Raw genomic sequence first — 11174 nt, forward strand, 5'->3', positions numbered from 1 at the left:
CAGTGATATTACTTGCGCTGTAACCGCCGCTAGTAATCGTTGCATTACCATAGGTGCGTACTACGTCGTTCAGGCCAACATTCAGCGTTGCCTTTTCTACTTTAGACTTGCCATTTGCAGTTACTACAAGATTATAGTTCTTACCCAAGCCTGCATTTGTAGTGCTTGCGCTTCCTGTCCACTCATAGTTACCTGCATCGTTCGTTACCTTGCTGCCGCTTACTTCATCAGTTGCGCCGTCGCCAGTAACTGTTACCTTAACATCGCCGGCATTATAGCTGTCGCCGTTTACCAGACCAGTGATATTACTTGCACTGTAGCTACCGCTGGTAATCGCTGCATTACCGTAGGTGCGTACTACATCGTTCAAGCTTACCTGCAAGGTTGCCTGCTTAACCACGGAAGCACCACCATCAACAACCAGCTTGTAGTTTTGCTTAAGCTTATCGTTCGCTGCAACTACATTAGCATTCCACTTATAAGTATCACCAGCATCATTGGTTACCTTGCTGCCGCTTACGCCATCAACCGCGCCATCGCCGGTAACAGCGCCCATAGTTACATTGCCGACACCATAATTATCGCCGTTGACATTACCAGTCAATCCGTTAACGCCGTATGCTGTACCATTAATCAGCGCTGTATTACCATAGGTGCGCTCAACATCGTTCAGCTTAACATGCATTGTTTCCTGGTCAACGGTAATGCTGCCTGTAGCGTCATTAACAAGCTCATAGTTGCCCAACTTATTTGCATCGCCGGTAAGCTTTGCATGATCAATTTTCAGGCTGTCAGCATATGTATCAGCGTCCGCAGTATTGCGCCCGCCCTTATTAGTCGCATAGCTGCTGCCATCCTTCAAATTAACGACGGCACCATCAGCCAGCTTGACATTATCACCATAAACAATAGCATTTGCCAAATCCTTAATGCTTACCACGCCATTGATATGGTTATTAATAGCATCACTGCTACCGTAGGTCAGATTAGCATTAATATTATTCAGGTAAACCTTGCGCGCCAAAACATTAGATTTGCCATGAACTGTCGTTGTTGTGCTGCTTACACCATCATTTTGGAATTCATAATTGCCTGTAAGGCTGCCATCAAGCTTAACGCCTGCCTGCCACTCATAGGTTCCCTTATTATTAGTACGCTTTTCATCCCCAACAGTAATAATACCTGTATCCTTGCTGTTTTGGATTGTATCCTGCAAATCAGTGATAATCACCTTACCATCCAGCTCTGCCTTCATAGCGCTATTGAAGCTGTCAAGTCCATCAATGCTCAATGCATAATCATGGTCTTTCAGCAAACTGCCATACGTTCTGTTAACAGTATTACCGATAACATTCAGCACCTTTTTGGTAACCGTAATATCACTCACGGTAAAGTCATAGCCCAGGTTGTTGGGGCCTACTTCGCCACCGCTGGCAATCTGTCCGGACCACAGCCAGCTGCTATAATCACCGACGTTCTTCAGAGCTTCGCCCTGCAGCAGGCTGTTGTTGTTCTTATAAGCCGCAAAAGCATCGTTGGCCGCATCATTTGTTTTAAGCTTGCCGTTTTCAATCCAGCCGTGGATATCAAGATGATTTGTCGCATCATAAACCCAACCTTTCTGCAGGTCGCCATCTACCGTAACCTTGGTCAGGAACACCTTCAGCAGCGGGTTAGTGCGTTTATCGTAAAGCTTCCAGGTTGTATCCTTATAATCAAAAGTATAGCTGTCCAGCTTCTTGGCATCCTTGCCGTTTTCTTTCAGCGTTCCGTCTTTCTTGATGATATAGCTGTTTCTGACAGTGCCACCATTTACGTTGGTGTTGCCATTTGCTGCATAGCCATAAATATTGCTTACCTGGCCTGCATTGCTGCCTACAATATTTGCCACATTGCTATTGCCTGCTACCGCAGTAGTGCTATAAGCGTTGCTCAGTTGGCCTCCAGCCGTATTACTGCCAACGATACCGCCGACATTGCTAGCGCCGCTGATTGCACCGCCATCAGTATAGGTATAATTATAAAGCTTTCTGCCATCAGCATCAGTTGCTCCGGTTTCGGTCTTGGTTACTGTTACTACGCTGTTGAACACCTGGTTCAGCGTGCCGCTGTTAGTACCGGCGATACCGCCAACGTTGCTGCTTTGTCCTGCATCGACCACACCGGTGTTATAGCCTGCCGTCAGCTTGCCGCTGTTATTGCCAAGCAGACCGCCGATGTTTTCGCCATCAACTGCTGTAATAGTACCGTTTGTTGCATCGTAGGAGCCTGCCTGAATCGTGCCATTGTTGTAAATCTGGTATTTGTAATAATTGTTCTTATCATCGCGACCACCGGTGATAACACCATGGTTAATACCAATGATGCCACCGACATTTGCTACACCGCTGACATTACCATTTACTCTGTTCATCAGGGAGGAATTGCTGATATTCGCGCCAACGGCATTTACACCGATAATACCGCCGGTGCCGTTTTCCTCCATGGTACCGTCAGCAGAAGCACTGCCATGCACTTCGCCCTCATTTGTCATGTTGACGTAAGTAATATTCGCACTGTTTTCACCAATGATGCCGCCAGCACCACCAGCTAAAGCAATAACGGTACCGGAGTTGACAATACCTACGCTTTGTTCTGAAGTACCGGTAATATCCACTTCATTTTTGCCGATAACACCGCCGACATAGTTATTGCCGATAACAAAGCCTTCATTACTGTTGCCCATGCCCAGGAGCTGGCCAACTTTGCCGTCTTCGCTTGTGTTTCTGCCGACAATGCCGCCGACATAGGAAGCCTGCGCAGCATCCACTCTGGCCCTGTTGGTCGCATTGGTGATGATGCCAATGTTTTCACCGGTAACGCCGCCGAAGAACTGCGCATTAGCTACAATTTCCGTGCTTCCCTTTAAAGCAGTTCGTGTCGCGTCATCAATCACATACAGGTTGATATTGGAATTGACATTATCAATTGTGCCGCTGTTTTTACCGGCAATGCCGCCGACATTTTCCCAGCCGTAGATTTTACCGCTGTTCAGCAAGTTCAGCTGGTCATCCGCGGAAATTACACCCTCGTTAACACCGGCAATACCGCCTACATTCTTAATACCGGTAATGGTAGCCTGCGGAGAATTTTCCAGATTGTTGAGGTAGGAGCCCGCTGTATTGTAGCCTACCATGCCGCCGACATTGGTGCAGCCGGTAATCGCACCGGTATTGCGTCCCTGGTTTGTAGCAGCATGGTCCTGCATACCTACCAGGCCACCAACATTTTGGCTGCCTGCATCACCAATAATCTCTACAGCATTGGCAATATTTTCCAGCGTTGGCTGTGAAGCGAAAAAGCCATCTGGATCATCCATCACATTGGTGCCGGCAATACCACCTATAGCCTCAGAGCCGTGGATAATACTTTCATTGTAGACATTGGTAAGCTTGCCGTTGTTCGTGCCAACAATGCCACCAGAAATTTTAGTGCTGCCAGCTTTACCAGTAACACCATGAGCGGAAACATTATCAATATCAGTATCCATCTCAGGTCCCAAAACACTAAGTTCATGTTTTTCGTTGATACCGACAATACCTCCCAAATTAGATGCATACTGATCTGCAGACAGACCAGCAGTTGTCACCGCACTGTTGCTTTGAACATTATCAATATAACCGATTTTCGCTTCAAAATTACTCCAGTCAAAAGTACCGCCATTAACGCCTGCAATGCCGCCTGCTACAGTATTCGCCCCGGCGATAACTGTACTCTGGTCATCGCTGTTAGTAATACCGCCGTAGTTTTTGCCTACAAGGCCACCGATATAACCGCTGCTGCCTTTTACGGTATTGCCATAGCCGGAAATGCCGCTGATTTTGCCACCATTATTTTCTGCTGCTACAGCGCCAACACTGTCACCAGTATCATTACCGGTGAATACGGAAGAAGCGATGTTGATGTTTTTAACTACCGCGCCACTGCCCAGCTTGCCAAAAATACCGCCTTTAGCCTGCAAGCCGACAATTGTGTGACCATCACCATCAAACGTGCCTGTAAAAGCTGTAGTGCCACCGCCGATAGTGTTATAGGTGCTCTTGCCTTCTGCATTCACCAGGCCGCTGGCATCTATATCATTTTTCAGGACATAATTATAGCTTAACGCATCTCTGTCAGTCATATTTTGAGCAACACGCTGCAAGGAGTTCAGCTCCTCGGCATTGCTTATCCAGGTATAAATAACATTGCGGATTTTATCACCTTTATAATTCTCACCTGCTGATTCCACATACAGGTTTTGCAGTTTATCTGACACTTTGACGGTAGTATCGTTTTCTTTAAGGTCATTCTTGGCAAAGTTCAGATTTCCCGTAACGCCGCCAAACGTATAATTATCATCCCATAAATCGAAGGTGATTTTCATGGAGTGCTTATCATCTGTCAGCTCACTGTTATTGCTGCCATAAATGCCGGTTGCTTTTGTCGTATGCGCATCAATAAATTTATGCAGCGCCTTCACCTTATCATTACCCGTCAGCTCGCCACCGATATTGGAAAGGTCCAGGGTAATATCGTTTACATAAACAGTGCCCGGTTCGTCAGGTACATCAGCACCGCTCAGGTTAATGCTGCCTGCGATATCAAGGTCGCTGTCGACAAGGATATCGCCGCTGCTGCTGACAGTCAGGTTACCCTTAGTTACAATCTTGCCTTTTTTATAGTTGCCATACAGCAGGTTGGCGCTACCGCTCATGTACGTGCCATCAGCCAGGGTATTTTCCATGGTGCTGATGGTGATATCGCCTGTTTTGGCAGTTGCAGTATGTAGCTGATAAGCATGTGCCATGCCTTGAGAGGTCATTGCCTTAGTTTTGTCTGACACATTATCCTTATCAGGTTTCTGGGAATCAACATAACCATAGTTAATACCAGGAACAATAACATTGGTGCCTTCTTTCTCGTTGCCCATGGTAATCAGCTTGCCATAGACAGTTAAATCGCCGGCGTTGATGGTAATGCCATGCTGAAGCGATTTTTCCGGATTAAAGCTGGAAAGCGCATTATGATTGCCGGTCGATATAACGCTGCCGCTCAGCTCCATGGAGCTGTTGGTATTTAACACAACATCACTGCCGTAAAGCATGCTGTCCATACCAAAGCGCAGTCCACCCTGCAGGTTATCCTTGGCGTTGAGCTCCAGCAAGCCATCGCTGTAAATGGTGCCACCAAAAACATGCGTGCTGTTGGTAATTTCTACATTATTCAGCGTCAGGCCAGGAGTATAACGAAGGGTATTATCAGCATTGGGCAAGCCAAAAACTGCCAGGGAGCCATTGTTCTTCAGGTCCATATCGCTCCAATTGAAGCTTAAATCCTTTTTGGTGTTGATAATCGTCAGCAGCGGATCATAGGCCGTGCCATACTGCACATTCGCACCTTTATTATCCTTAATGAACTCCTGCCAGTTGCTTTCCTGGCTGAAGTATTTATGCGAGCCTGACAGGAAGGCGTTCAGCATCGGCAGGCTGCCATCGCTCATACGCCAGTTATCATCCGTTGCTTCTGTTATTGTGCCATTCTCCTGTTTGGAAAAGCTAAAGTCCCCCCACTGGGTCTTATCTTTCAACTTATCATATTCAATGACATTGGCCTTTTTTAGCAGCTCAAGATTGGCAGGATTTAATGTTAAATCAAGGTAACCATTATCATCCTGCGGACGGATGTAATAAACCTTATCGAATGTGACAGAATTTTGATTTGTATTACGGCCGTAGAAACCTAATATATCACCAAGCCTACCGCTATTAACATACAGATTACCCATGGTATAGACATTGCTTATCTTCAACTTGTAGTTACTACCAGGTTGAAAACTACTTGGCCACCTATATATAGCTCCCAAAATGCCACCAACTACATTAGCACCGCCAGCATCCTTAAAGGAGCGTAAGGAACCAAGGTTATAAGCATTGGCAATACTCATATCATCAATGTCGCCACTGCTTTTATTGCCGCCGTTCAAGTCTACGCCACCAACAATGCCACCTACCTGGCTATCCGTACTGTTCTTGTTATTTACCGTAATATTACCGGTGTTGAAAACGTTTTTCAGATAACCACTGTACCAATAACCGGCAATGCCGCCGACAACGTTTAAGCCATTGTAAATATCACCATTGTTATAGCTTTTTTCAACAATGCCGCTCAAACGGCCGACGATGCCACCGACATGGCGTCCAAAAGTCCCGAAGCCGCTGTCGCCAATCGTACCCTTGTTATAAGTATCGTAAATGATAACACGGCCGCTGGCCTGTTCGGTACTGTCACCCAGGATACCACCCATATTAATCGGCGTCGTACCACTTGCATCAGCACGTGTTGTATGAATATCGCCTACGTTATAGGAGGCAGCAATACTGCCATTGTAGGCAAAGCCGCCAATACCGCCAATATTGGTATAACCCTTAACATTACCTGTATTATAGCTGCTGGAAACTACTGCGTTGGCATGGGCACTACTACTGGCAGCACTGGTATCATTTTTGATAATATCAAGTTGTTCTTTATCAGTCAGAACTTTACCATTGCTATCCGTTGCCTTCGGCATGTCAATTTTACCGACAATGCCGCCTACATTGGCAGCCTGTGCCGTCAGCTTCAACCTATCCTCTGCCGCAGTATGCACATCGCCGCGGTTGCCACCAGCTTCAATACGCACCGCCGCACCGTACAGATAGCCTGCTATACCGCCAATATTACCGGTGATATATTTTTCTTTATCTTGGTTGGGGTTGTAATCACTGCGGGTGATTTCGTAAGTAAAATCGCCATCGCTTTTGATGCCACCGGTAGCCATAATGTCACCGCCGTTGTTAATAGCGTTCAGAATGCGGTAATCATTTTTATATACATCATTGACATCGGTGGAACCAAAATAACCGGCAATACCGCCTACGTTCATCGCACCGCGGATATTGCTTTCTACGTTATTGGCATTGGTGATATAGCTGTCCTCGGCACGGCCGACAATACCGCCTACGTTACCTGCTGCATAATGGTCGTAGCCATCAGGATTATCGCCACTATCAGCAGTTTTCTTTACCAACGCGGAGCTTACATCCGCTTTGTTGGTTACATCCTTCAGCTTGCTGCCAGCACTGCTGCTGCCAACAATGCCGCCGACATTTGCTGCACGCACATCAGCCTTATGGGTACCGGTAAGCACACTGTCATTATTCTGCCAATTATCTTTTTGGTAATCTGTATGATAAATATAGCTGTCAGTAGTATAGCCATTGGCCTTGATAATGCCTTCGTTAGAGGCATTATCAACAGTTGTATTGGAAATACTGCCAACGATACCGCCAACATTATAGCCACCCTCAACAGTATTATAGTTAATCAGCGTATTCTTCGTGCCACCAACAGTCGCATTTTCTGCTCTACCAATCATGCCGCCGATATTGTTAGAGCCATTATCTATACCGGTAATTTTACCAAGGTTATAGGAGCCCTTGTACTGGACACGGTTTTCCTCATCATTGGACAGCTTGCCGCCCTCCATATAGCCAACCAGGCCGCCAACATTGCTAACACCGCTGACATTACCAGTATTAGTCAGGTTCGACAGCTCACTGCTGCGGCTGTCCGGCTGAACAGAACCAGCAGCATCAGCAAAGCTATAGGTACGCCCTGTATCATCCTTAGCATAACCGATGATACCACCGACATTATTTTTACCGCTGACCTTCAGCGTACTGTTGACACCCTTGACTGTGGTGTTCACCGCATGACCGATAAAGGCACCGGTGTTATCGCCGCCCTGCACGGAAATGCCATCAGTACCGGCAATCAGCGTTACATTGCCCATAATTGCGCCGTCAGTAAAGCCAAACAGGCCAGTGGCATCGCCCTTGCTGCCATCACTGTTCTTAATGCTCAGGCCAAAGATAGAATTATAAAGACCATCAAACTTGCCCTTGAAGGCATTATTCTCAGTAGTGCCAATAGGAGTCTGGTCACTGCCCGTCAGGTCAATAGAATAACGCAGGGCATAATGGTCCCCCATTCCCCAACCATCCGCTTTGCCGATTTTTGCCAATTCCTTGCCGTCCTTAATCCAACGGTAGGTAAAGAATTCGGCAATTGTCTGGTTCGGTGCATCAGGATTGCCAACATTAGTCGTGCCATGCCAGCTGGTGCTTGTTGTTGTATCCATAGTACCGCCATTATCGCTGACATCAGTGAACACCATATATTTGCCCCATTCAGCGGCCTTTTCCGGCGTACTGCTGCCAAGTACAATATCATACTTGCGGTTATCACCAACACTCTTGTTATCATAAGGCTTGCTGACAATAGTCAAGGCATCAGCCTTAGTGGTATCAAGACCACTGAGGCGGTCCATATCAATAACTACACGTTCACCCTCAAAGACCAGCTTATTGGCGTTGATATAACCCAGGCTCATCAGCTCGGCGTCGGTCATTTCCCTGTTCTGCTTCAGCGCGTTGGCGATATCAGTATCTTCTTTCCAAGTGTCGATATTATTTATTTTTTTGTTGGCAATATGCAGGCTGCCGACATTAATTTCCGCACTGTTACCAATCTGCACGCCGTTAGGGTTTACAAGATAGATATTGCCGCCCTGCTTACCACCGACATAGGAATTCAGCTTGCCGTAAATCTGCGAGCTTTCGCTACCAGTAACATAGTTCAGCATATTAAAGTTATCGTGGTCACCACGGATAGTTACGGTAGCATTGGCACCAATGGAAAAGCTGTCCCAGGTGACAATGGCATTTTGCGTCATCTGGTGCAAATTCATCTGGTTGCCCTGCGTCCAGCTGCCGTTAAAACCACCTTCAATATTACCGGCAATTACGTCACCTTGTTTCCCATTACCGGGAAGCATGTTGTTGGCAACAACGCTGTTGCCTGCGGCGCTGGCAACCCATGGCACTGAAAGCACAGAAAGCATTACAAGACTGGCCAGACGCGTATTTAAACGTTTATTTAAACTATCCTTTTGTTTCATTTTTTCTCCCTTCATTTAAGCTGCATATTCAATTATCAATTTATTTTATGAGCTTGCTTGTCCGCACCTTCTCCCTTAAGACGCAGAAAAGCACCAGACAAGATCACTTAAAACATTTTATAAAGCTGGAACCACATATGGCCGCTATGGTCACGTGGTTCAACCCTGTCTTTTTGCGCATTGATTTTGCGGGCATAATCCAATTGAGCATGCCAAGAATTATCCAAATTATAGCGCATGCCCACACCCCAGCCGGAAAGATGCTCGATAAGAGCAGCATTATGCGATTTTACTGCGCCTGTGTCAATAAAGGCTGCAGCCTCCAATCCCTTGATGCCCGTCTGACGGCGAACCTCGGCAGTAGCAGTAAAGCCAATATCGCCGCTGCCTTCACTGGCACCATAAGCACGCACGCCGTTCATACCGCCCAGGTAGAACATTTCGCTGCCGTCCAGGTTGCGGTTGGCAATTTGGCCGCTGAGCTGTACGCGGTAGTTTGTTTTACCATCATAAATAACGTGCAGCAGGTCACTTGTCAGCTTATGGTAGTCACCATCCAGGGATTTGCCACCGCCACTCAAATTACCATACCAGTAAATCAGGCTATACTGGCTGAAGCGGTTCGGCAGATACTTGCTGCCGCTGATGCCTGCATGGTAAACATTGGCCATTTTCTCCGTGGTCAGCTCTATTCCTGCCAATCCTGCAGCCTTCAACTGCAGTCTATCCTTAATTTTGCGGTGGTCATAGCCATAAATCGCCGTTACACGGTTCATGCGGTCGCGGTATACAGGCGTCAGACCATAGAAGCTGAAGCCACGCGACTGACCGAGAGAATTATAAAAGCTGTTTGTATTAAGGTCGTAACTGCTCTGGCTCCAGCCAATGCCCCAGCGCGTGCCGTCACGTCCGACAGGCGCTTCATAGCGTGCACCATAGTTTTTGGTATCATGGTTGGTGAGCATGCCGTTCAAAATGATTTTGTCACCCTGATGACCGGGGTTATTTATTTCGGTATTAAAGCCGTAGCGATAACGGCCGCTGTAGTAGCCGCCGGCATTATCAGTAAATACGTAGTTGTTCCAGACGGGACGACGCAGCACCTGCACCTTTACCTTCGTGGTGCCAGGCTTGCTGCCCGGTGCTAAAATCGCTCTGGCAACAACCCCCGGCAAATCGTTGATGTTGTTCATCGTCATTTCCAGCGGCTTATCCATGATATAAGCACCGCTTTGCAGATTCTTATGAATATAACCAGCCAGCACTCTGTCAGCTACGTCCGATTCATTGCTGATAATCTCAATATCATCGTATTTGGCAACGTAAACTGCAATTTCCAGCTCGCCCTGCTTTACCTCCTGCGGCGGCACAATAGCCTGCGCTACAGTATAGCCGCAGGTGCGCGCATATTCATTAATTCTGCTGATGAGCTGCTGCAGCTCTGCCATCTGCAGGCTGCGTCCTTCATACTCTTTGCAGATAGCTGCCAGCTTGCCGTTCTTATCAGGCAGCGTGAAGCCTGTCAGTTTAACCTTGGCAACAAAAAACGCCGGATGAGCCTCCGTGCCTGTATTGCCAGGCTTATAAAGCTCGCCTGCACCTTGCATGCCTTCCACCTGTTGCTCCTGTTGACCTGTTCTGTTGTAAGGATGTGTCGTTACAGCCTCCTTATCAAAGGTAGGTATGGGGTTTGCAGCTAATGCCGTTGTGCTCATCAGTGAGCACATAACAGCTGCTGCTATCAGCTTTTTGTTCATTATATTCAGCTCCATTCTCTTAATTTTCTCCAAAAAGCACACCACTTGAATTGTTAATATATAAATTCTCAATTGTTCACGTACATTATTTATTTATGGTATGAAATATTCTTAATAAAGGAAGTAGCAGTACCTGCAGACAGTAAACTGAAACAGCAGGTAATTTTTCGCACAACACTACCGATTAAAATCAGTCAATATAACCACTATCGACTGAAATATTTAATATTATCGCAACTGTTATACACTTACATCACAGAAAGTATGAACAACGAGTATCTTTTTCTCTCTCGATTATTTTACTCTTTATTAATATTATCGTAAACTGCCCTTTTTTAAGCTTCAGAAAACATTTTTCTTGATGTTTTTGCAAATATTTTAGCTTTAGCAAAAACCTG

At 46.5% G+C, this 11174-nt stretch carries 2 protein-coding genes; both read right to left on the bottom strand.

All coding sequences use genetic code 11. The features are described from left to right. A partial coding sequence (locus Q7Q81_RS06810) for a filamentous hemagglutinin N-terminal domain-containing protein (RefSeq protein ID WP_304274706.1) occupies positions 1–9019 on the bottom strand: 9019 nt, incomplete at its 3' end. A gap of 107 nt (positions 9020–9126) precedes the next feature. Beyond that, entirely contained in the window at positions 9127–10791 is a 1665-nt protein-coding gene (locus tag Q7Q81_RS06815; protein WP_304274709.1) for a ShlB/FhaC/HecB family hemolysin secretion/activation protein, read from the bottom strand. Positions 10792–11174 lie beyond the last annotated feature (383 nt).

Origin of the sequence: Phascolarctobacterium succinatutens (genome assembly GCF_958453765.1) — a bacterium.
Classification (GTDB): Bacteria; Bacillota; Negativicutes; order Acidaminococcales; family Acidaminococcaceae; genus Phascolarctobacterium_A; species Phascolarctobacterium_A succinatutens_B.